Raw genomic sequence first — 21040 nt, 5'->3', positions numbered from 1 at the left:
CATCACAAGGATGGACCGGTTCTTAAGCAACCAGCTAGGTGGCCGCGCTTGGCGTTACGTCAGCGCGAGACCTTGCCGGCCTTGATGCACGAAGTGCAGACGTTGAGCCGCTTCGGCGTCCGACCGACCACTGCACGCACACGCTGGATGTTGGGATTCCAGCGACGAGACGTACGGCGGTGCGAGTGCGAAATACTATTGCCGAAGCCCGGCCCCTTGCCGCAGACGTCGCAGTTGGCAGCCACGGGTCACTCCAAAGACTTCAGGTGCTCTTACAATGGATCCCGGCATGCCGGGATCGAAGATTCGAGTGGCGTAGCCGGGGAAAAGTCCCGATTCTCATCGGGCAACCGGAGCAGCATACATCGGCTGCTCCCGTGCAACGAAACTACCATGGCTCTCCCGGCCCCCGTCCCGGCCCCCGTCCCGGCCCCCGGCCCTGACCGGGCTCGTTACGGGTCTACCCTGCGGTGCAACCGCTCTCAAGGAGGACGCCAGGTGCCGCAGAACCTCGACGCCGTCGCGGTGCGCACCTGGTGCTCACTGGCGCTGGAAGCCCTGGGCAGGGCCCGCGAGGAGATCGACGCGATCAATGTCTATCCGGTCGCGGACGGAGACACCGGCACCAATCTCTATCTGACCGTGGAATCCGCGGCCCAGGCGGTGGAAGCGGTCTTCACCGCCCACGAGACGGTCACCGGCGCCACCTCGGTCCCGGCCCTCGCCGACGCGATGCGGGCGATGGCCCATGGCGCGCTGATCGGGGCGCGGGGCAACTCGGGGACGATCCTGGCGCAGCTGCTGCGCGGCATGGAGCAGGTGCTGTCCGAAGAGGTTCCCGCCGAAGGGGTGCCGGTCATGCGGGCCGATGTGCTGCGCCGCGCGCTGCGCAGGGCCTCCGAAGCGGCGTACCAGGCGGTCGCGCACCCCGTGGAGGGCACCGTCCTGACCGTGGCCGCGGCCGCGGCCACCGCCGGGGAGAACTCGGTGGGCGGCACAGCGGTGGTGGCGCGTGCGGCGTACGAGGGGGCGCGCAAGGCACTGGACGCGACCCCCGGGCAACTGGCCGTGCTGAGCCGCGCCGGAGTCGTCGACGCGGGCGGCCAGGGACTGGTGATCCTGCTCGGCGTACTGGTCGAGGTGGTCTCGGGCGAGGCGGTCACCGCGCGCAAACAGCCCGCGCACGCGTTCGTGGCCGACGGCTGTCCCACGGACCCGGCCGACCCCGCGGACTTCCCGGCGGACGGCGGCCCCGCCTTCGAAGTGATCTACCTCCTGGAGGCGGACGACGCGGCGGTCGCCCGGCTACGGACCCGGCTCGACCCCCTCGGCGACTCCCTCGTCGTCGTCGGCGGCGACGGCCTGTGGAACGTCCATGTGCACGTGGACGACGCGGGCGCCGCCGTGGAGGCGGGCGTCGAGGCGGGCCGCCCGTACCGCATCCGCATCACCCACTTCGCTGCCGACCGGGCGGCTCCGCCCCGCGAGCGCGCCCAGCGCGCGGTTGTCGCGGTCGTCCCGGGGGAGGGGCTCGCGAACCTGTGCGCCCAGGCCGGCGCGACCACGGTGCTCGCGCGCCCCGGGGAGCCGCCCGCGAGCGGCGAGCTGGTTGAGGCGATCCGCCGTGCCCACGCGCGCGAGGTGGTCCTGCTGCCGAACGACGCGGAGCTGCGCCACACCGCGGCCGCCGCCGCGGAGCAGGTCCGTGCCGAAGGGGTACGGGTCGCGCTCATCCCCACCCGGGCCGCGGTCCAGGGCATCGCGGCCCTCGCCGTCCATGAGCCCGACCGCCGCTTTGACGAGGACGTCGTGGCGATGACATCGGCGGCCGGCGCCACCCGCTACGGCGAAGTGGCCGTCGCCGAGCGGCAGTCCTGGACGATGGCGGGCATCTGCCAGGCAGGCGACGTGCTGGGCCTGATCGACGGCGACGTGGTCATGATCGGCGCCGACCTGACCACGACGGCCCGCACGGTGCTGGACCGGATGCTGGCGGCGGGCGGCGAGATGGTCACCCTGATCCTCGGCGAAGCGACCCGGCCCGACCTCGCCGAGCAGTTGGAAGCCCATGTACGTGAATCCCACCTGGCCGTCGACACCGTGACGTACGAGGGCGGCAGACACTCGTCGCCACTCCTGATCGGCGTCGAATGAGAGCGGCCGGGAACAGGGCCCCCGGTACTGCGGGCCCTGTTCCCGGCCGCTTCGGGCACACCTGTCGACCCCAGACCCCACGCCCCAGTGCAGTGGTGTGCAGTGACTTCGCCTGTGCGTGAACGCGGTGGCTTCTCACTCGCCCGCCGATGCGGGCTCATGGCGGGCGAGCCCTGCCCGATGCCGCACAGCATGCCGCACATAGAGCGCTTTGCTGACGTCTGTGCTCCCGGATTCCGGGAGCGGGGTGGCCGCCGATTGTCAGAGCCATAGTGTCCAATTGATTTCGTGCCCGCGCTCGACGAACCACTCAAGAAGACGCTCGGCGGCACCACCGCGAAGGTGATGGCCGAGCACCTCGACCTGCACACGGTCGGTGACCTGCTGCATCACTACCCGCGGCGGTACGCCGAGCGCGGCGAGCTGACCCAGCTCGCCGACCTGCCGCTCGACGAGCACGCCACCGTGCTCGCCCAGGTCGCCGACGCCCGCGTCCTGCGGTTCAACAACGGCAAGGGCCAGCGGCTGGAGGTGACCCTCACCGACGGCAGCGGACGGCTCCAGCTGGTCTTCTTCGGCAAGTCGATCTACCACCACCAGAAGGAGCTGCTGCCCGGCAGCCGAGGCATGTTCTCCGGCAAGGTCGGCATGTTCCGCAACATCCGTCAGCTCTCCCACCCGGCGTACGAAATGCTCGGCAAGGACAGCGGTGACGACGCCGCCGAGGTCTGGGCGAACCAGCTGATCCCGCTCTACCCGGCCTGCGCCCAGATGGAATCCTGGAAGATCGCCAAGACGGTCGACCTGGTCCTGGACTCGATGGAGGCCACTGGCTGGCAGCAGGTCGGCGACCCGCTGCCGCCCGCGCTCCGCGAGGGACGCGGACTGACCGGACTGCCCGACGCCTTCCGCAAGGTCCACCGGCCGCGCACCAAGACGGACATCGCCGAGGCACGGGACCGCCTCAAATGGGATGAGGCGTTCGTCCTCCAGGTCGCCCTCGCCCGCCGCCGCCTCGCCGAGAACCAACTGCCCGCGGTCGCCCGCACACCCACCCCCGGCGGCCTCCTCGACGCCTTCGACGCCAAGTTGCCCTTCACCCTCACCGAGGGCCAGCTCACCGTCACGAAGGAGATCTTCGACGACCTCGCCACCGAGCACCCCATGCACCGGCTGCTCCAGGGCGAGGTCGGCTCCGGGAAGACAATGGTGGCTCTGCGCGCGATGCTCACCGTGGTCGACGCGGGCGGCCAGGCCGCGATGCTCGCGCCCACCGAGGTGCTCGCCCAGCAGCATCACCGTTCCATCACCGAGATGATGGGCGAGCTCGCCGAGGGCGGCATGCTCGGTGGCGCGGAGCTCGGCACGAAAGTGGTGCTGCTCACCGGCTCCATGGGCGTGCCCGCCCGCCGCCGGGCCCTCCTCGACCTGGTCACCGGTGAGGCAGGCATCGTGATCGGCACGCATGCGCTGATCGAGGACAAGGTGCAGTTCCAGGACCTGGGCCTGGTCGTGGTCGACGAGCAGCACCGGTTCGGGGTCGAGCAGCGCGACGCCCTGCGCTCCAAGGGCAAGCAGCCCCCGCACCTGCTGGTGATGACGGCGACCCCCATCCCGCGGACGGTCGCGATGACGGTCTTCGGCGATCTGGAGACCTCGGTCCTCGACCAGCTCCCGGCCGGCCGGCTGCCGATCGCCACCCATGTCGTGCCGGCCAAGGACAAGCCGCACTTCCTCGCCCGCGCGTGGGAGCGGGTGCGCGAGGAAGTGGAGAACGGCCACCAGGCGTACGTCGTCTGCCCCCGCATCGGCGACGGTGACGACGACCCCAAGGCCGCCAAGAAGAAGCCCGCGGGGAAGCAGCTCGGAGAGGCGAAGTCCCACGACGAGGACCCCGAGAAGCGACCGCCGCTCGCGGTCGTGGAGATCGCCGAGCAGATCGCGGCCGGTCCGCTCAAGGGCCTGCGCATCGAAGTCCTGCACGGGCGGATGGCGCCCGACGACAAGGACGACGTGATGCGCCGCTTCTCGGCCGGCGAGGTGGACGTCCTGGTCGCCACCACCGTCATCGAGGTCGGCGTCAATGTTCCCAACGCCACCGCCATGGTGATCATGGACGCCGACCGCTTCGGCGTATCGCAGCTGCACCAGCTGCGCGGCCGGGTCGGCCGTGGCTCGGCCGCCGGGCTGTGCCTGCTGGTCAGCGAGATGCACGAGGCGAGCCCGGCCCGCGCCCGCCTCGCTGCCGTGGCCGCCACCCTCGACGGCTTCGAGCTCTCCCGTATCGACCTCGAACAGCGGCGCGAGGGCGATGTGCTCGGCCAGGCCCAGTCCGGTGTCAGGTCCTCGCTCCGGATGCTCACCGTCATCGACGACGAGGAGGTCATCGTGGCGGCCCGCGAGGAGGCCGTCCTGGTGGTCGCCGACGACCCCGACCTCGAACGGCTCCCCGAGCTGCGCACGGCCCTGGACGCGCTCCTCGACGAGGAACGGGAGCGGTACCTCGACAAGGGCTGAGCAGGGGATGAGCCGGGGACGAGCAAGGGACGACGTACGGCTCACGTACGGTCCACGGGCGGCTTGCGGCGCAGCAGGAGCCAGGGTCACCGGTCCCGGCCGGGACCGATCCCGAGCGACGCCATATCGTGGGTGGGAGCAGCAGCCCCTCCGTCCCCGACACCCGATCCGAGGCCCGACACCCATGACCCGCGTGATCGCCGGCACGGCCGGCGGACGCCGCCTGGCCGTTCCGCCGGGCAACGGCACCCGCCCCACATCCGACCGTGCGCGCGAGGGCATGTTCTCCACCTGGGAGTCGCTCCTCGGCTCCCTGGCCGGCATCAGGATCGCCGACCTGTACGCGGGCTCGGGCGCCATCGGCCTGGAGGCACTCTCCCGCGGCGCCGCGCACGCCCTGCTGGTCGAGGCGGACAGCACGTCCGTTCGCACAGTCCGGGAGAACGTCCGGGCGCTGGGTCTGCCCGGCGCCGAGGTCAGGGCGGGCAAAGCGGAGCAGATCGTCACAGGTGCGGCGCCGGAGATCCCGTACGACGTGGTGTTCCTGGACCCGCCGTTCGCCGTCACCGATGGCGATCTTCGCGAGATCCTGCTCACACTCCGCACCCAGGGGTGGCTCACGGACGATGCCCTCGTCACCGTGGAGCGCAGCACCAGAGGCGGCGAGTTCAAGTGGCCCAAGGGATTTGAGCCACTGCGGGCCCGTCGCTACGGCGAGGCGACGTTTTGGTACGGTCGCGCCGCCGCCGCGTGCGAAGACGCACGATGACCGGACCGGAGAGCGAGGGAGTACAGATGCGCCGCGCCGTCTGTCCCGGGTCATTCGACCCGATCACCAACGGACACCTCGACATCATTGGCCGCGCCTCCAAGCTGTACGACGTCGTACACGTCGCGGTGATGATCAACCAGGGCAAGAAGAGCCTGTTCAGCGTCGAGGAGCGGATCGATCTGATCCGGCAGGTCACCGTCGACTACGGCAACGTCGAGGTGGAGTCCCACCACGGGCTGCTCGTCGACTTCTGCAAGCAGCGTGACATTCCGGCCATCGTCAAGGGCCTGCGCGCGGTCAGCGACTTCGACTACGAGCTGCAGATGGCGCAGATGAACAACGGCCTCTCGGGAGTAGAGACCCTGTTCGTGCCGACCAACCCCACCTACAGCTTCCTCTCCTCCTCACTGGTCAAGGAGGTCGCGGCCTGGGGCGGCGACGTCTCCCACCTGCTTCCCGAGGTGGTCCACGAGGCGCTCACCGAACGCCTCGGCGGGAAGTGACCGGCTGACGGTCCGTCACCCGGTGTCGGTCGGACACCGACTGGCCGTACAGTCGTCCCGTCCGTCTCCAGGCAGGCGCTGGGCGCCGCTGCGAGAAGACCCCCGGACCCCCGGCCGAAAGAACAGGTGGCGAGCTCGCGGTGGACGTGCAGAAGAAGCTCGATGAGATTGTCGAGGCGATCGGGAACGCCCGGTCCATGCCCATGTCGGCCTCGTGCGTGGTCAACCGCGCCGACCTGCTCTCGATGCTCGAAGAGGTGCGTGAGGCCCTGCCGGGTTCGCTCGCCCAGGCCCAGGAGCTGATCGGTGGCCGGGAGCAGCTCGCCGAGCAGGCTCGCCAGGAGGCCGAGCGGATCATCGAGTCCGCGCACGCCCAGCGCGGCTCCCTGATCTCCGACACCGAAGTCGCCCGGCGCTCCCAGGACGAGGCGGACCGGATTCTCGCGGACGCCCGCCGCGAGGCCGATGAAATCCGCGTGGAGGCCGACGAGTACGTCGACTCCAAGCTCGCGAACTTCGAGGTCGTCCTCACCAAGACCCTCGGATCCGTCGACCGCGGCCGAGAGAAGCTGCTCGGCCGGGGCCCAGGACTCGACGAGCAGGGGTACGCCGACGAGGAGGCGCCGGAGCGCAGCCACGACCCGGAGACTCTGCGGCAGCGCGCGGACGAATACGTCGACACCAAGATCGGCGCGTTCCAGGCCGTCCTGTCCAAGACCCTTGAGGCGGTCGGCCGCGGTCGGCAGAAGCTGCACGGGCAGGTCGCCTCGGACGAGCTCGGCCTGCACATGGCGGCCCAGGACGGTGCGGGGCCGCAGCACAGCAGCGACTCGGACTTCCTGGCCGACCTCGCCGAGCCGCAGGCCGCGCAGGCGATCCCGCAGCAGGCCCACGCCCCCGCGCCGCCGCCGGAGCAGCCCCAGGTCCCCGCGCAGCAGCCGTACGACCCGTACACGTACCAGCAGCAGCCCCAGCAGCCGCAGGATCCCTACGCGTACCAGCAGCAGCCGCAGGACCCGTACGCGTACCAGCAGCCCCAGCAGCAACAAGATCCCTACGCGTACCAGCAGCAGGGCTACGACCACGGGTACGAGCAGCAGGGCTACGACCAGCAGGGCTACGGGCAGCCGCAGGCCGCCGAGCAGCAGCCCCAGCAACAGCAGCCCCAGAGCGCGCTCGACGAGACCAGCCTGTTCGACACGAGCATGATCAATCTCGACCAGCTGCGCGAGTACGAGCAGGGGCGCTAGAGGGCGTCCGGGACCGGATTGGGTCCTGGCGGAAGCGTCCAGTATCCTGGTTGTTCGGTCGCGAGTACGTCCGCGATCCTGGCTGCCCGAATCGTGTTCCGCGGCATGGCAGCCCACCACCGCGATCCGAAAGCAGGACAGCTCTGAACGCCCGCCTAGACCACCGCAACCCTCTCGTGTTCGACACACACGAGCTGGGCCGGCGTCCCGGTGCGCTGCAGCGGCTGACCCGCGCGGTAGCAGCCCCCAAGGACTTCGGTATCGAAGGGGTGATCGGTGTGCCCGAGGGCGCACAGATCAATCTCAAGCTCCGCCTCGAATCCGTCATGGACGGGGTGCTTGTCACAGGCACCTCCCGTTCAACGGCCGTGGGGGAGTGCGTAAGGTGTCTGGAGCCGCTGGAGCTCAGGGTTGCAGCGGATTACCAGGAGATGTTCTCGTACCCTGACGCCGACGACCGTGGCCGCTCGAAAAAGGCGGAACCGGCCGACGACGCCGAGGACGACGAGGACACACTTCACCTTGAGGACGGCTTGTTCGACCTCGAGTCCGTGCTGCGTGATGCGGTAGTGCTCGCACTGCCGATGCAGCCGGTGTGCCGGGAGGAATGTGCTGGCCTGTGTTCCCAGTGTGGAATCAGGCTGGACGAGAATCCCGATCACAACCATGACGCCGTCGACATCCGTTGGGCGGCACTGCAGGGACTCGCCGGGACCATCCAGGACGGCGAGAAGGACAACATTGGCGGCGCCGCCGAGTCGGGCGTCGACGAGAAGCAGGAGAAGTAGCCGTGGCTGTTCCGAAGCGGAAGATGTCGCGCAGCAACACGCGCCACCGCCGGTCGCAGTGGAAGGCTGCGGTCCCCACCCTGGTTTCGTGTGAGCGTTGCCAGGAGCCGAAGCTTCAGCACATTGCGTGCCCGAGCTGCGGCACTTATAACAAGCGCCAGGTCCTCGAGGTCTGAGCGGCTGGTGAGAGGCACTGTGTCTAGCCACAAAACGGCGGATGACGCCAAGGCGGAAACCGCCACCAAGGCGGAAAACGCCAAGAAGCCGGCGGAGAACACAGCCTCGTCCCACACGCTTCTGGAAGGGCGGCTCGGCTATCAGCTCGAGTCCGCCCTTCTGGTGCGTGCGCTGACCCACCGTTCGTACGCGTACGAGAATGGCGGTCTGCCCACCAACGAGCGACTGGAGTTCCTCGGGGACTCCGTGCTCGGTCTGGTGGTCACGGACACGCTGTACCGGACCCATCCCGACCTGCCGGAAGGCCAATTGGCCAAACTGCGGGCCGCTGTGGTCAATTCTCGTGCGCTTGCTGAGGTGGGCCGCGGCCTGGAACTCGGCTCCTTCATCCGGCTCGGCCGGGGCGAAGAGGGCACGGGTGGCAGGGACAAGGCATCCATCCTGGCCGACACCCTTGAAGCGGTGATCGGCGCGGTCTATCTCGATCAAGGTCTGGGCACTGCATCGGATCTGGTGCACCGGCTCTTCGATCCGCTGATCGAGAAGTCTTCGAGCCTGGGCGCCGGCCTGGACTGGAAGACGAGTCTCCAGGAATTGACTGCGACCGAAGGGCTCGGAGTTCCCGAGTACCTGGTCACGGAGACTGGACCGGACCACGAAAAAACCTTCACCGCTGCTGCCCGCGTCGGTGGTGTCTCGTACGGCACCGGCACCGGCCGCAGCAAGAAGGAAGCGGAACAGCAGGCGGCGGAGTCCGCGTGGCGCGCGATCAGCGCGGCCGCGGACGAGCGCGCGGAGGCGGCCAAGGTCGCTCCCGCGCCGACGACGACCGACGACACAGAGCCGTCGGCCCCGGCCACTGCCTGAGTTCCGAGGCCTTTGACCCAGGTGCCCCCGACCGGATTCCGGTCGGGGGCACCTGGGCACCCACCCTCAGGCCGTTCAACGCCGTCGGCCGCCCTCCCGGAGGAGACCCGTGCCCGAGCTTCCCGAGGTCGAAGTCGTACGCCGCGGGCTGGAACGCTGGGTCACCGGCCGTACCATCGCCGAGGTGCAGGTCCTGCACCCGCGTGCCGTACGCCGTCATCTCGCGGGCGGCGAGGACTTCGCCTCCCGCCTCGCGGGGCACCGCATCGGGGCCGCACGCCGCCGCGGCAAGTACCTCTGGTTGCCGCTGGAGGACACCGACGCCTCGATCCTCGGCCACCTCGGGATGAGCGGTCAGCTGCTCGTACAGCCGCAGGGCGCGACGGACGAGAAGCACCTGCGGATCCGCGTCCGCTTCGACGACGCGCTGGGCACCGAGCTGCGCTTTGTCGACCAGCGCACCTTCGGCGGACTCTCGCTGCACGACAACACACCCGACGGCCTGCCCGACGCCATCGCGCACATCGCACGCGACCCACTGGACCCGGCCTTCGACGACGCGGCGTTCCATACGGCGATGCGCCTGCGCCGTACGACCATCAAGCGCGCACTCCTTGACCAGTCGCTGATCAGCGGCGTCGGCAACATCTACGCGGACGAGGCACTGTGGCGCGCGCGGCTGCACTACGAGCGCCCCACCGCGACCCTCACCCGCCCCCTGTCGGCCGAGCTCCTCGGTCATGCGCGGGACGTGATGAACGCGGCCCTCGCTGTCGGCGGCACCAGCTTCGACAGTCTCTACGTCAATGTGAACGGCGAGTCCGGTTACTTCGACCGGTCGCTGGACGCGTACGGGCGCGAGGACGAGCCCTGCCGCCGCTGCGGTACGGCGATGCGCCGGCGCCCCTGGATGAACCGCTCCAGCTACTTCTGCCCGCGCTGTCAGCGCCCGCCGCGCGCGGGCGCCGTCAGGATCTGAGCGCCGCCGGCCGGTGCACGCCACCGGTATGTGAGTGGCCCGTACACAAAAGCAAATGCCCCCGTCGGGTTCGGCGGGGGCATTTGCGCTGTCGCGCGGGGCGATCACAAGCGGATCACAAGCGGATCGCAAGGCGATCACCAGGGGATCACCAGGGGATCAGAAACCGAAGTCCTGAGTCCACCAGGGGCCGCCTTCGGCGATATGCACACCGACGCCCAGGGTCTTGTAGTCGCAGTTCAAAATGTTCGCGCGGTGGCCTTTGCTCTTCATCCAGGCATCCATCACCGACCGGGCGTCGGCCTGGCCGCGGGCGATGTTCTCGCCGCCCAGATCGTCGATACCCGCCTTGTCGGCGCGGTCCCAGGGGGTCGCCCCGTCCGGGTCGGTGTGGTCGAAGAAGCCACGGGCGGCCATGTCCTGGCTGAAGTCCCCGGCCAGCTTGGCCAGCAGCTGGTTGGACCGTACCGGGGTGCAGCCGGCCTTCACCCGCTCCTTGTTCACCAGGGTCAGCACGGCGGCCTCGGCGGTCGCCGTCGAGCCGGAGCCGGCGGGCTTCCCGGCCCCGGAGTCGCTGCCGCTGTCTGTCGCCGGGGGCGTACGGGGCGGGGTGGACTCGCTGCGGGCCGGCTTACGGCTCTTGTCGCTCTTGTCCGCCCTGCCCTTCTGGTCGGCGGGCTTCTTCGTCTTGCTGTCGGCCACCGTCTCCCGCTCGGAAGGGGTGGCGGAGGGCTTGGGGGGCTTGGGCGACGGGGACTTCGACGGCGCGTGCGCCCGCTCGGAGCGGTCGGCGGGCACCGAGGCCCGGCCCGTGGGCTCCGCGCTGCTGCCGCCCTGCGCGTCGAGGTCGGCCGGGCCGTTGGCGCGGACCCGCTCGCCCGAGCCGTTGCCGCCGTCCAGCGAGAAGTTGTCACCGCCGGGCAGCAGCCCAGAGGCCACCGCGACGGCGCCCATGGCCACGGCCGCGGAGACGCCGAGCAGCCCGGTCCGTACGGGCGCCGCCTGCCTCTTGCGGCGTGCGCCGCCCCGGTGGCTGCCTGTCCGGTCGTCCGCGTGGTCCGCCGCGGCGGGGCCGGCGGCGGAGCGTCGATGGCGTCCCATCTGGCGTGCCTTCCTCGTGCTCGACGTAAAGATCGAAAACAAACTTAAACATGAATCATCCGAAAGGATGAGGCTCATTGGGTCGGGACTGTACGCCATGACGGGTGGGGGCGAAGTGCCTCATGGGCAATTGGCCGGTTAGCGTGCAGGCATGAACGAAGATGTCCGCCTCACCGCTTGGGTACGCGGCCGTGTACAGGGAGTGGGCTTCCGCTGGTTCACCAGGGCAAACGCTTTGGAGATCGGCGGCCTCACCGGCTTCGCCCTCAATCTGGACGATGGGCGGGTGCAGGTGGTCGCTGAGGGCCCGAGTGAGAATTGCCACCGCCTGCTCCAGTGGCTCGGCTCGGACGACACTCCCGGCCGGGTGGACGGAGTGACCGAGATCTGGAGCACGCTGCGCGGCGGATACACCGGCTTCGCGATCCGCTGACCGACCTTCTCGGGCGGCACCCCCGGCGTACGCCGGGGGTGCCCGCCGGCAGCTGCCCGAGACAGAAACGGCCTGGTGGTTGCCAAGAAAGGCCTGTCGTGGAAAGCTGCCCGAGTACGGATGATCTACCCGCCCCCAGGGCCCCGCAGTAGAGGTGGCGCCGCGCGTTCTGCGGCAGCACACCCCCGGGTCGCCCGTTGATACGGCGCGTGATCGTGTTGACCGTCAAACTTTTTGGTGAGACTCTGGAATCCCCGCGCACCTTAGCTGTTTGGCATTGAGAACGACAGAGATGACAAGCACCGCGGGTGCGATTCCCTCACGACCCACCACAGCTTCGGTCGGTCACTCAATGTGGAGGACCATCCATCATGGCAAAGGCGCTTCTCGGTTACGTCGGCGGTTCCGACCCGCGACTCCTCGCCGAGATGCGACGGCTTCAGCAGCGTGTCCAGGATCTTGAGTCCGAGCTCAACCGGATTCAGGACGAGAACGACACGCTCAGCGCCGCCGCTCAGCACCGCGGAGATTCGCTGCTCGACAGCATCGACATCGACGTACCCCAGGCGGAGCCTGCGCTCACCTGACCAAGGCCCGTAAAAGGGCCTGTCAGGCTGTTCGTTCGGCCGCTTGGGATCTCGGTATCAAGATCTACTCAAGATCCACCAGCAAGGTATTACAAAGGGACGCTTCGGCGTCCCTTCCTTCTTTTCGCCCCGTCCGTGACACCCTTCCCTTACCGTCTGATGTGCCCTGCACCTTAATGGGCGAAACCGACAGTGAGAGGTAGAGTCCGGCGGCGTGCATCTCAAGGCCATGACCCTCCGCGGTTTCAAATCCTTCGCATCGGCCACAACTCTGCGGTTCGAGCCAGGTATCACCTGTGTCGTCGGCCCCAATGGCTCGGGCAAGTCCAATGTGGTGGACGCACTGTCCTGGGTCATGGGGGAGCAGGGGGCCAAGTCGCTGCGCGGCGGCAAGATGGAGGACGTCATCTTCGCCGGTACGACCGGGCGCCCGGCGCTCGGCCGCGCGGAGGTCTCGCTCACCATCGACAACAGCGACGGCGCGCTGCCCATCGACTACGCCGAAGTCACCATTACGCGGATCATGTTCCGCAACGGTGGCAGTGAATATCAGATTAATGGCGATACGTGCAGGCTGCTCGATATCCAGGAGTTGCTCTCCGACTCCGGTATCGGGCGCGAGATGCATGTCATCGTCGGGCAGGGCCAGCTCGACTCCGTACTGCACGCCGATCCGATGGGGCGCCGGGCTTTCATCGAGGAGGCCGCGGGAGTACTCAAGCACCGCAAGCGCAAAGAGAAGGCGCTGCGGAAGCTGGACGCGATGCAGATCAATCTCTCGCGTGTGCAGGACCTGACCGATGAACTGCGCCGCCAGCTCAAGCCGTTGGGCCGACAGGCCGCGGTGGCGCGACGGGCCGCCGTCATCCAGGCCGATCTGCGCGACTCCCGGCTGCGGCTCCTCGCCGCCGACCTGGTCGGGCTGCGCTCCGCACTCAGCACCGAGATCGCCGACGAGGCCGCGCTCAAGGAGCGCAAGGACGCGGCCGAGGCACAACTGAAGGCCGCGCTGGGGCGCGAGGCGGAGCTGGAGGACGAGGTACGGCGTCTCGCGCCGCGGCTGCTGCGCGCGCAGCAGACCTGGTACGAGCTGTCGCAGCTGGCCGAGCGGGTGCGCGGCACGATCTCGCTCGCCGACGCCAGGGTGAAGAGCGCGAGCGCGCTGCCCGAGGACGAGCGGCGCGGACGTGATCCCGAGGACATGGAGCGCGAGGCGGCCAGGGTCCGTGAGCAGGAGGCGGAACTGGAGGCCGCGCTGGAGTCGGCGCAGCGGGCGCTTGAGGACACCGTCGAGCACCGCGCCGAGCTGGAGCGGGAGTTGGCAGCCGAGGAGCGCCGGATCAAGGACGCGGCGCGCGCCATCGCCGACCGGCGCGAGGGACTGGCCCGGCTGGGCGGGCAGGTCAACGCGGCTCGTGGCAGGGCCGGTTCGGCCCAGGCGGAGATCGACCGGCTGGCCGCCGCGCGGGACGCCGCCCAGGACCGGGCGGGCGCGGCGCAGCAGGAGTACGAGCAGCTCAAGGCGGAGGTCGACGGGCTGGACGCGGGCGACGCCGAGCTGGCCGAGCGGCACGACAGCGCGAAGCGGGGCCTCGCGGACGCGGAGGCCGCGCTCACCGCCGCCAGGGAGGCCGCGACCTCCGCCGAGCGCAGCCGGGCCGCCACGTCCGCCCGGCACGACGCGCTCGCCCTCGGGCTGCGCCGCAAGGACGGCACGGGGGCGCTGCTCGGCGCACGCGACCGGCTGGCGGGCCTGGTGGGCCCGGCCGCCGAACTGCTCACGGTGGCCCCGGGCTTCGAGGTCCCCGTCGCCGCCGCGCTCGGCGCGGCGGCCGACGCCATCGCGGTGACGGACCCGGCGACGGCGGCCGAAGCCATCCGGCTGCTGCGCAAGCAGGACGCGGGGCGCGCGGCGCTGCTGCCGGGCGCCGTGCGGGCGTACGAGGGAGAGCCCGGCGGTTTCCCGGATGCGGCAGGGTCCTCCGCGCGTGGCCCAGAGGGGGCATCCGACAGTGGTCCGCCCCGGGCGGCCGACCTGGTGCGCGGCCCCGAGGGGCTGATGAGCGGCGTGCGGCGGCTGCTGCGGGACATGGTGGTCGTCGGCACGCTGGAGGACGCCGAGGACCTGATCGCGGGCCGGCCCGAGCTGACCGCCGTGACGGCCGAGGGCGATGTGCTGGGCGCCCACTTCGCGCACGGTGGGTCCGCGGGAGCGCCGAGCCTCATCGAAGTACAGGCATCGGTCGACGAGGCCGCCGCCGAGCTGGCGGAGCTGGCGGTGCGGTGCGAGGAGCTGGCCGGGGCGCAGCAGCGGGCGGCGGAGCGGCGTACCGGGTGCGTCGCGCTGGTCGAGGAGCTGGGGGAGCGGCGCAGGGCCGCCGACCGGGAGAAGTCGGCGGTCGCCCAGCAGTTGGGCGGCCTCGCGGGCCAGGCCCGGGGCGCCGCGGGGGAGGCGGAGCGGTCCGCCGCCGCAGCCGCGAAGGCCCAGGACGCGCTGGAGCGGGCGGCCGAGGAGGCCGAGGAGCTGGCCGAGCGACTGCTGGTCGCCGAGGAGACCGCTGAGGGGACCGAGGAGGAACCGGACACCGCCGTACGGGACCGGCTGGCCGCCGACGGCGCCAACGCACGGCAGACCGAGATGGAGGCCAGGCTCCAGGTCCGTACGCACGAGGAGCGGGTCAAGGCCCTCGCGGGACGGGCGGACTCGCTCGACCGGGGGGCGCGCGCGGAGCGTGAGGCGCGGGCGCGCGCCGAGCAGCGGCGCGCCAGGCTGCGGCACGAGGCGCAGGTCGCGGCAGCCGTCGCGGCCGGCGCCCGTCAGCTCCTCGCACACGTCGAGGTGTCGCTCGTACGGGCCGACGAAGAGCGCACCGCGGCCGAGGGCGCCAAGGCCGAGCGTGAGCGGGATCTGGTGGCGGAGCGCGGCCGGGGCCGGGAACTCAAGGGCGAGCTCGACAAGTTGACTGATTCGGTCCACCGCGGCGAGGTACTCGGGGCGGAGAAGAGGCTGCGCATCGAGCAGCTGGAGTCCAAGGCCCTGGAGGAACTGGGTGTGGAACCGGCAGGACTGGTCGCGGAGTACGGGCCCGATCAGGCCGTACCGCCGTCGCCCCCCGCCGAGAACGAGGAACTGCCCGAGGATCCGCAGGACCCGCGCAACCTGCCGAGGCCCTTCGACCGGGCCGAGCAGGAGAAGCGGCTCAGGGCCGCCGAACGGGCGTATCAGCAGCTCGGGAAGGTGAACCCGCTGGCTCTTGAGGAGTTCGCCGCGCTGGAGGAGCGGCACAACTTCCTCTCCGAGCAGCTTGAAGACCTGAAGAAGACCCGGACCGACTTGATGCAGGTGATCAAGGAGGTCGACGAGCGGGTCGAGCAGGTCTTCAGCGAGGCTTTCCGGGATACGGCGCGGGAGTTCGAAGGGGTGTTCTCGCGGCTCTTCCCGGGCGGGGAGGGGCGGCTGATCCTGACGGATCCCGACAACATGCTGACCACGGGCGTGGACGTCGAGGCACGGCCGCCGGGCAAGAGGGTCAAGCGGCTGTCGCTGCTCTCGGGCGGCGAGCGTTCCCTGACGGCCATTGGGATGCTGGTGGCGATCTTCAAGGCCAGGCCGAGCCCGTTCTATGTGATGGACGAGGTCGAGGCGGCGCTCGACGACACCAATCTGCAGCGGCTGATCCGGATCATGGAGGAGCTCCAGGAGAGTTCCCAGCTGATCGTGATCACTCACCAGAAGCGGACGATGGAGGTGGCCGACGCGCTGTACGGGGTCTCCATGCAGGGGGACGGCGTCTCCAAGGTCATCAGTCAGCGACTCCGCTAATGACTCTTCATAACTTGAACACAAGTCGCCTCACTGTGGCATGTCTCTCGGAGAGACCCCCCTTCCCTCTTCGAAACTTGAAGGCATAGTCTCTGCAACGTCGTTTTTACCTTCAAGTGGTGGGCGACCTGAAGTTTGTGCGCCACTTGAACTGCTTGCCCCACGTCAGGCAACGCGGCCAGGCCCCAGGAGTTCATGTGACCAGCACAGTGCGACCAGCGGCGTCCGGAGCTCGTAACGCCCACCCGGACCACCTCGGGCACATCATCTTCATCACGGCGGCGGCCGCGATGGGCGGCTTCCTGTTCGGATACGACAGCTCGGTGATCAACGGCGCGGTCGAAGGCATCCGCGGCAAGTACGACGTCGGATCCGGCACCCTCGCCCAGGTCATCGCCATCGCCCTGATCGGCTGCGCCATCGGCGCGGCCACCGCGGGCCGGATCGCGGACCGGATCGGCCGCATCCACGTCATGCGGATCGCCGCCGCGCTGTTCACGATCAGCGCGGTGGGCTCCGCGCTGCCGTTCGCCCTGTGGGACCTCGCCATCTGGCGGGTGCTCGGCGGCATCGCCATCGGCATGGCCTCGGTCATCGGCCCCGCCTATATCGCGGAGGTCGCCCCGCCGGCGTACCGCGGCCGTCTCGGATCCTTCCAGCAGGGCGCGATCGTCCTGGGCATCGCCGTCTCGCAGCTCGTCAACTGGGCCATCCTCAACTGGGCCGACGGCGACCAGCGCGGCAAGGTCCTCGGCATCGAAGCCTGGCAGGTCATGCTCGGCGTGATGGTGGTCCCGGCCGTGATCTACGGAATGCTCTCCTTCGCGATCCCCGAGTCCCCGCGCTTCCTGATCTCCGTGGGCAAGACCGACCGGGCCAAGGCGATCCTGGCCGACGTCGAGGGCAAGGACGTCGACCTCGATGCCCGCGTCGCCGAGATCGAGCAAGCGATGCACAGCGAGCACAAGTCCACCTTCAAGGACCTGCTCGGCAGCCGCTTCGGCTTCCTGCCCATCGTCTGGGTGGGTATCGGCCTGTCGGTCTTCCAGCAGCTCGTCGGCATCAACGTCGCCTTCTACTATTCCGCGACGCTCTGGCAGTCGGTGGGCATCGACCCGGGCGAATCGTTCTTCTACTCGTTCACCACGTCGATCATCAACATCATCGGCACCGTGATCGCGATGCTGTTCGTCGACCGGATCGGCCGCAGGCCGCTGGCGCTCATCGGCTCGACCGGTATGGCGATCGCCCTCGCCTTCGAGTCCTGGGCCTTCTCCGCCGACCTGGTCGACGGCAAGCTGCCGCACACCCAGGGCATCGTCGCGCTGATCGCGGCCCACACGTTCGTGCTCTTCTTCGCCCTCTCGTGGGGCGTCGTGGTCTGGGTCTTCCTCGGCGAGATGTTCCCCAACCGGCTGCGCGCCGCCGCGCTCGGTGTCGCCGCGTCCGCGCAGTGGATCGCCAACTGGGCCATTACGGCGAGCTTCCCGAGCCTGGCCGACTGGAACCTCTCCGGGACGTACATCATCTATACGTTCTTCGCGGTGCTCTCGATCCCCTTCGTGCTCAAATTCGTGAAGGAGACCAAGGGCAAGACGCTGGAGGAAATGGGCTGACGCCCCTTTGCTCTGTCCTGTCGCGTACTGCCCCGGTCAGCTCTTGAGCCGGGGCAGTACGTCTTCGCAGAGCAGATGCAGGCTTCGCCAGCCCTCGTCGACGGGCATCCCGCCGCACAGCGGATGCAGAACCAGGCTCGCCGTGTTGCCGTCGGCCTCCGTCAGTGCCACACACGCGTCGGGCGTGAGCACCCGGTACACGCCCTCGCTGCGCAGCTCGTCGACGGTGGTTGCGGTGGACCGCACGGCGGAGCGGATGCCCTTCGACTGCCAGGAGGCGTACATCCGCGCCTCGTGCAGGAAGTGCTCGCCGTACTGGGCCCACGTGCGGTCCGGGTCCCGCGCGATGTGCAGCAGCGCGGTCTCGGCCGCGGGCATCCTGCAGAAGCCCCCGGTCCCGTACTCCGCGCGCCGCGCCTGGTAGTACGCCTCCAGCTCCGGCAGATGCGCGCTGGGGAAGAACGGCAGCCCCAGCCGGGCGGCCCGGTGGGCCGCGGCCTCGGAACTGCCGCCGACCAGCAGCATCGGATGGGGCTGGGTGAACGGACGCGGGGTGACGCGGACCGTGCGGTCGCGGTACGTGAAGGGCTCGCCCGTCCACGCCTTCAGCAGCGTTTCGAGCAGCTCGTCCTGGAGCCTGCCGCGCTGCTTCCACGGGACGCCGTGGGCCTCGTACTCCTCGGGCCGGTAGCCGATCCCTGCGACCGTGACCAGCCGGCCGCCGCTGAGCAGGTCGAGTACGGCGATGTCCTCGGCCAGCCGCAAAGGGTCGTACAGCGGGCCGATGACCGCGGAGACGGTGACCTGGATGCGGCGGGTGGCGCCGAAGACCGCGCCCGCGAAGACAAAGGGGGAGGGGAGCCAGCTGTTGGCAGCGCCGTGGTGCTCCTCGGTCTGCACGGTGGCGATGCCGCGGTCGTCCGCGTACGCGGCCATCTCAAGCGCGGCGCGATACCGGGCCGAGAGGGTCTCGGGGGTCGCGCGGGGGTCGACGAGATTGAACCTGACCACGGTGACAGTCATGACGGGCGTCCCCCTTCGCCGGGTGGTGGGTGGCGAAGGGGGAGGTTAGTTGACGATGCGTCAGATGGACAGGGCCGCGGCGGGCTGCGGCTCGGTCCTGGCCGCGGGGCCGCTCCTGACGGTCGTGTCCTTCGGCCTCGGCAGGAGCGCGCACAGCAGGGCCGCCGCGGTACCCGTGGGCGCTGGTGCGCGTGGTGCCATCAGGGCGCCGCCGTCGTACGTGCGGCGCCGCAACATGTCCAAGCCGAAGACGCCGATCCAGGCCGAGAACGGCAACCCAAGGTCGCATCAAAAGGTCTAAATCGCTCCTAGAGTCCTGGTGCGATCCTCCAGGAAGGTTCGCCGGGTAAGAGGGTGACTGATACTGGGAGGGTTATGGAAATCGTCATTCTTGTTGTTCTCATCGCCCTGGTCGCGGTCGGCGCGATCAGCGGGCTCGTGGTCGGCAGCCGCAGGAAGAAGCAGCTGCCGCCCGCATCGCCGCCGAGCGCCCCGACCATCACTGCCCCGCCCGCCGAACCGCAGGTCGGTGAGGACGCGGCACCACCGCGCGACGAGGCGCGCCGGACCGTCGAGGAGGTGGACCTCCCCGACGCCGAGACGGCCCTGGGCGGGCCTGTCGCCGTCGAGGATCCGGTCGCCGCACCGCCCGTCGCGCCCGAGATCGAGATCCCCGAGCCCACCGCGGGCCGCCTGGTGCGGCTGCGCGCCCGGCTCGCCCGCTCGCAGAACGCGCTCGGCAAGGGTCTGCTGACCCTGCTCTCGCGTGAGCACCTCGACGACGACACCTGGGAGGCGATCGAGGACACGCTGATCACGGCGGACGTCGGCGTCGCCCCCACCCAGGAGCTGGTCGAGCGGCTGCGCGAGCGCGTCCGGGTGCTCGGCACCCGCACTACCGACGACCTCCGCATGCTGCTGCGCGAGGAACTGCTGCGCCTCCTCGACCCGGAGATGGACCGCACGGTCAAGACCGAAGGCGGCGAGGAGACCCCCGGCGTCGTCATGGTCGTCGGCGTCAACGGCACCGGCAAGACCACCACCACCGGCAAGCTCGCCCGCGTCCTGGTGGCCGACGGCCGCAGCGTGGTGCTGGGCGCGGCGGACACCTTCCGCGCCGCCGCCGCCGATCAGCTCCAGACCTGGGGCGAGCGGGTCGGCGCGCGCACGGTGCGCGGCCCCGAGGGCGGCGACCCCGCGTCGGTCGCCTTCGACGCGGTGAAGGAAGGTATCGCCGAGGGCGCGGACGTCGTCCTCATCGACACGGCCGGGCGCCTGCACACCAAGACCGGGCTGATGGACGAGCTCGGCAAGGTCAAGCGCGTCGTGGAGAAGCACGGTCCGCTGGACGAGGTGCTGCTGGTGCTCGACGCGACGACCGGGCAGAACGGTCTGGTCCAGGCGCGAGTGTTTGCGGAGGTCGTGGAGATCACCGGGATCGTGCTCACCAAGCTGGACGGCACCGCCAAGGGCGGCATCGTGATCGCGGTCCAGCGCGAGCTGGGCGTTCCGGTGAAGCTGGTCGGCCTGGGCGAGGGTGCGGACGATCTCGCGCCGTTCGAGCCCGAGGCGTTCGTCGACGCGCTGATCGGCGACTGACCCGCACGAGCGGCCGCGTAGGCGCGATTGCGTACGCGCGACTGTGTGCGAGTGACTGCGTACGAGCGACCGCGTGCGTGCGGCTGCGTACGAGCGAAGAAGTGCCCCACCGCATGGTGCAGATGCGGTGGGGCACTTCGGTTTCCCGGGTTCCTCAGGGCAGCAGCCGGTGGCAGATGTACGCCAGGGTGCCCAGCAGCAGCCGGGCCTGCGGCGGCGCCACCGCCGTGTCCAGGGCCGGCGGGCGCAGCCAGCGGACCGGCCCCAGGCCGCCAAGGTCGGACGGCGGCGCCGTGATGTGATCGCCGGCGCCCAGGCCGCGCAGGTCGAGGTCCGCGTCGTCCCAGCCCATCCGGTAGAGCAGCTGCGGAAGCTCGGCGGTCGCCCCCGGGGCCACGAAGAAGTGCGCCCGGCCGTCCGGGGTGGCGGCCACCGGACCGAGCGGCAGCCCCATCCGCTCCAGCCGCACGAGCGCCCTGCTCCCCGCGGTCTCGGCCACGTCGATGACGTCGAAGGTGCGGCCCACCGGCAGCAGTACCGCCGCGCCCGGGAACTGCGACCAGGCCTTGGTGACCTCGTCGAGGGTGGCGCCCGCAGGCACTTCGGGCGCGAACTCCAGTGGATGGGCGCCCGGCGCCCCGCATCCGGTGTCCGCACACGAACACTCCCGTGTCCCGCTGGCGCCGACCGCGGCCCCGGCCCTGGCGCCCGGCCGCACGGCCCAACCCCACAGTCCGGTGTACTCGGCCACCGGTGTGCACTCTGATGCGCGGCGCCGTGAGCCGGACCTGATCTCGCGGATGCCACCGATCGTGAAGCCCATGCCCCCTCCAACGGGTGAAAAGCACCGG

The 21040-nt window shown here is 70.0% G+C and carries 19 protein-coding genes; 15 read left to right on the top strand and 4 right to left on the bottom strand.

Annotation, left to right across the window (positions count from 1 at the left end; translation table 11 throughout):
- Positions 1–59 precede the first annotated feature (59 nt).
- Positions 60–245 (bottom strand): 50S ribosomal protein L28, encoded by a 186-nt coding sequence (rpmB, locus tag ABCR94_RS08510; protein ID WP_078877327.1) that lies wholly within the window; start codon positions 243–245, stop codon positions 60–62.
- Positions 246–498: 253 nt separating this feature from the next.
- Here rpmB and fakA point away from each other — a divergent pair, with 253 nt between their 5' ends.
- The 9 genes from fakA (at position 499) to mutM (ending at position 10007) form a co-directional block, all read left to right on the top strand.
- Positions 499–2154 carry a fatty acid kinase ATP-binding subunit FakA gene (fakA, locus tag ABCR94_RS08505; RefSeq protein ID WP_347118576.1) on the top strand — a complete coding sequence of 552 codons (1656 nt, stop codon included), beginning with the start codon at positions 499–501 and terminating at the stop codon, positions 2152–2154.
- A 345-nt stretch (positions 2155–2499) separates the two neighbouring features.
- Positions 2500–4671 carry an ATP-dependent DNA helicase RecG gene (recG, locus tag ABCR94_RS08500; protein WP_521976726.1) on the top strand — a complete coding sequence of 724 codons (2172 nt, stop codon included), beginning with the start codon at positions 2500–2502 and terminating at the stop codon, positions 4669–4671.
- Between the two features lie 184 nt (positions 4672–4855).
- Positions 4856–5440 (top strand): 16S rRNA (guanine(966)-N(2))-methyltransferase RsmD, encoded by a 585-nt coding sequence (gene rsmD, locus ABCR94_RS08495; RefSeq protein WP_347118575.1) that lies wholly within the window; start codon positions 4856–4858, stop codon positions 5438–5440.
- A gap of 26 nt (positions 5441–5466) precedes the next feature.
- Positions 5467–5946, top strand: a complete 480-nt coding sequence (gene coaD / locus ABCR94_RS08490) for a pantetheine-phosphate adenylyltransferase (protein WP_347119117.1) — start codon at positions 5467–5469, stop codon at positions 5944–5946.
- Between the two features lie 140 nt (positions 5947–6086).
- Entirely contained in the window at positions 6087–7196 is a 1110-nt protein-coding gene (locus ABCR94_RS08485; protein ID WP_347118574.1) for a F0F1 ATP synthase subunit B, read from the top strand.
- Between the two features lie 143 nt (positions 7197–7339).
- Positions 7340–7984, top strand: coding sequence for a YceD family protein (locus ABCR94_RS08480; RefSeq protein WP_347119116.1), 645 nt, complete (start codon positions 7340–7342; stop codon positions 7982–7984).
- A 2-nt stretch (positions 7985–7986) separates the two neighbouring features.
- Positions 7987–8160 carry a 50S ribosomal protein L32 gene (gene rpmF / locus ABCR94_RS08475; protein ID WP_003965982.1) on the top strand — a complete coding sequence of 58 codons (174 nt, stop codon included), beginning with the start codon at positions 7987–7989 and terminating at the stop codon, positions 8158–8160.
- Between the two features lie 7 nt (positions 8161–8167).
- Positions 8168–9028, top strand: coding sequence for a ribonuclease III (gene rnc, locus ABCR94_RS08470; RefSeq protein WP_347118573.1), 861 nt, complete (start codon positions 8168–8170; stop codon positions 9026–9028).
- Positions 9029–9137: 109 nt separating this feature from the next.
- The gene (gene mutM / locus ABCR94_RS08465) at positions 9138–10007 is read left to right on the top strand and encodes a bifunctional DNA-formamidopyrimidine glycosylase/DNA-(apurinic or apyrimidinic site) lyase (protein WP_347118571.1); all 870 of its coding nucleotides are present in this window, start codon (positions 9138–9140) and stop codon (positions 10005–10007) included.
- Positions 10008–10166: 159 nt separating this feature from the next.
- Here mutM and ABCR94_RS08460 read toward each other — a convergent pair whose 3' ends face one another.
- Positions 10167–11108 carry a CAP domain-containing protein gene (locus tag ABCR94_RS08460; protein ID WP_347118570.1) on the bottom strand — a complete coding sequence of 314 codons (942 nt, stop codon included), beginning with the start codon at positions 11106–11108 and terminating at the stop codon, positions 10167–10169.
- Positions 11109–11259: 151 nt separating this feature from the next.
- Between ABCR94_RS08460 and ABCR94_RS08455 the strand changes: the two genes are divergently transcribed.
- The 4 genes from ABCR94_RS08455 (at position 11260) to ABCR94_RS08440 (ending at position 17567) form a co-directional block, all read left to right on the top strand.
- Positions 11260–11541 (top strand): acylphosphatase, encoded by a 282-nt coding sequence (locus tag ABCR94_RS08455; RefSeq protein WP_347118569.1) that lies wholly within the window; start codon positions 11260–11262, stop codon positions 11539–11541.
- A 371-nt stretch (positions 11542–11912) separates the two neighbouring features.
- A complete protein-coding gene (locus ABCR94_RS08450) occupies positions 11913–12128 on the top strand; it encodes a hypothetical protein (RefSeq protein WP_347118568.1) in 216 nt (71 codons plus the stop codon).
- Positions 12129–12342: 214 nt separating this feature from the next.
- Entirely contained in the window at positions 12343–15951 is a 3609-nt protein-coding gene (gene smc / locus ABCR94_RS08445; protein ID WP_347118567.1) for a chromosome segregation protein SMC, read from the top strand.
- 197 nt (positions 15952–16148) lie between these two features.
- Positions 16149–17567, top strand: coding sequence for a sugar porter family MFS transporter (locus ABCR94_RS08440; protein WP_347118566.1), 1419 nt, complete (start codon positions 16149–16151; stop codon positions 17565–17567).
- A 36-nt stretch (positions 17568–17603) separates the two neighbouring features.
- On the opposite strand, the gene ABCR94_RS08435 is transcribed toward ABCR94_RS08440, so the two are convergent.
- The gene (locus ABCR94_RS08435; protein WP_347118565.1) at positions 17604–18590 is read right to left on the bottom strand and encodes an LLM class flavin-dependent oxidoreductase; all 987 of its coding nucleotides are present in this window, start codon (positions 18588–18590) and stop codon (positions 17604–17606) included.
- A gap of 55 nt (positions 18591–18645) precedes the next feature.
- On the opposite strand from ABCR94_RS08435, the gene ABCR94_RS08430 reads away from it, so the two are divergent.
- Together ABCR94_RS08430 and ftsY are read left to right on the top strand one after the other, a co-directional pair.
- The gene (locus ABCR94_RS08430) at positions 18646–18891 is read left to right on the top strand and encodes a hypothetical protein (RefSeq protein ID WP_347118564.1); all 246 of its coding nucleotides are present in this window, start codon (positions 18646–18648) and stop codon (positions 18889–18891) included.
- Between the two features lie 74 nt (positions 18892–18965).
- A complete protein-coding gene (gene ftsY, locus ABCR94_RS08425) occupies positions 18966–20189 on the top strand; it encodes a signal recognition particle-docking protein FtsY (RefSeq protein ID WP_347118563.1) in 1224 nt (407 codons plus the stop codon).
- A gap of 154 nt (positions 20190–20343) precedes the next feature.
- Here ftsY and ABCR94_RS08420 read toward each other — a convergent pair whose 3' ends face one another.
- Entirely contained in the window at positions 20344–21012 is a 669-nt protein-coding gene (locus ABCR94_RS08420) for a bifunctional DNA primase/polymerase (protein ID WP_347118561.1), read from the bottom strand.
- Between the last annotated feature and the right edge of the window lie 28 nt (positions 21013–21040).

Origin of the sequence: Streptomyces changchenzhani (assembly GCF_039766235.1) — a bacterium.
Taxonomy (GTDB): domain Bacteria; phylum Actinomycetota; class Actinomycetes; order Streptomycetales; family Streptomycetaceae; genus Streptomyces.
The sequence above is the reverse complement of the archived record's forward strand: the minus strand, read 5'-3'. Positions and strand labels throughout refer to the sequence as shown.

Excerpts from the sequence above, each read along its gene's own strand:
- ABCR94_RS08430 (WP_347118564.1), top strand. The coding sequence starts at position 18,646 with ATGCGTCAGATGGACAGGGCCGCGGCGGGCTGCGGCTCGGTCCTGGCC.
- ABCR94_RS08460 (WP_347118570.1), bottom strand. The coding sequence starts at position 11,108 with ATGGGACGCCATCGACGCTCCGCCGCCGGCCCCGCCGCGGCGGACCAC.
- ABCR94_RS08435 (WP_347118565.1), bottom strand. The coding sequence starts at position 18,590 with ATGACTGTCACCGTGGTCAGGTTCAATCTCGTCGACCCCCGCGCGACC.
- ABCR94_RS08455 (WP_347118569.1), top strand. The coding sequence starts at position 11,260 with ATGAACGAAGATGTCCGCCTCACCGCTTGGGTACGCGGCCGTGTACAG.
- ftsY (WP_347118563.1), top strand. The coding sequence starts at position 18,966 with ATGGAAATCGTCATTCTTGTTGTTCTCATCGCCCTGGTCGCGGTCGGC.
- ABCR94_RS08450 (WP_347118568.1), top strand. The coding sequence starts at position 11,913 with ATGGCAAAGGCGCTTCTCGGTTACGTCGGCGGTTCCGACCCGCGACTC.
- recG (WP_521976726.1), top strand. The coding sequence starts at position 2,500 with ATGGCCGAGCACCTCGACCTGCACACGGTCGGTGACCTGCTGCATCAC.
- rsmD (WP_347118575.1), top strand. The coding sequence starts at position 4,856 with ATGACCCGCGTGATCGCCGGCACGGCCGGCGGACGCCGCCTGGCCGTT.
- ABCR94_RS08420 (WP_347118561.1), bottom strand. The coding sequence starts at position 21,012 with ATGGGCTTCACGATCGGTGGCATCCGCGAGATCAGGTCCGGCTCACGG.
- coaD (WP_347119117.1), top strand. The coding sequence starts at position 5,467 with ATGCGCCGCGCCGTCTGTCCCGGGTCATTCGACCCGATCACCAACGGA.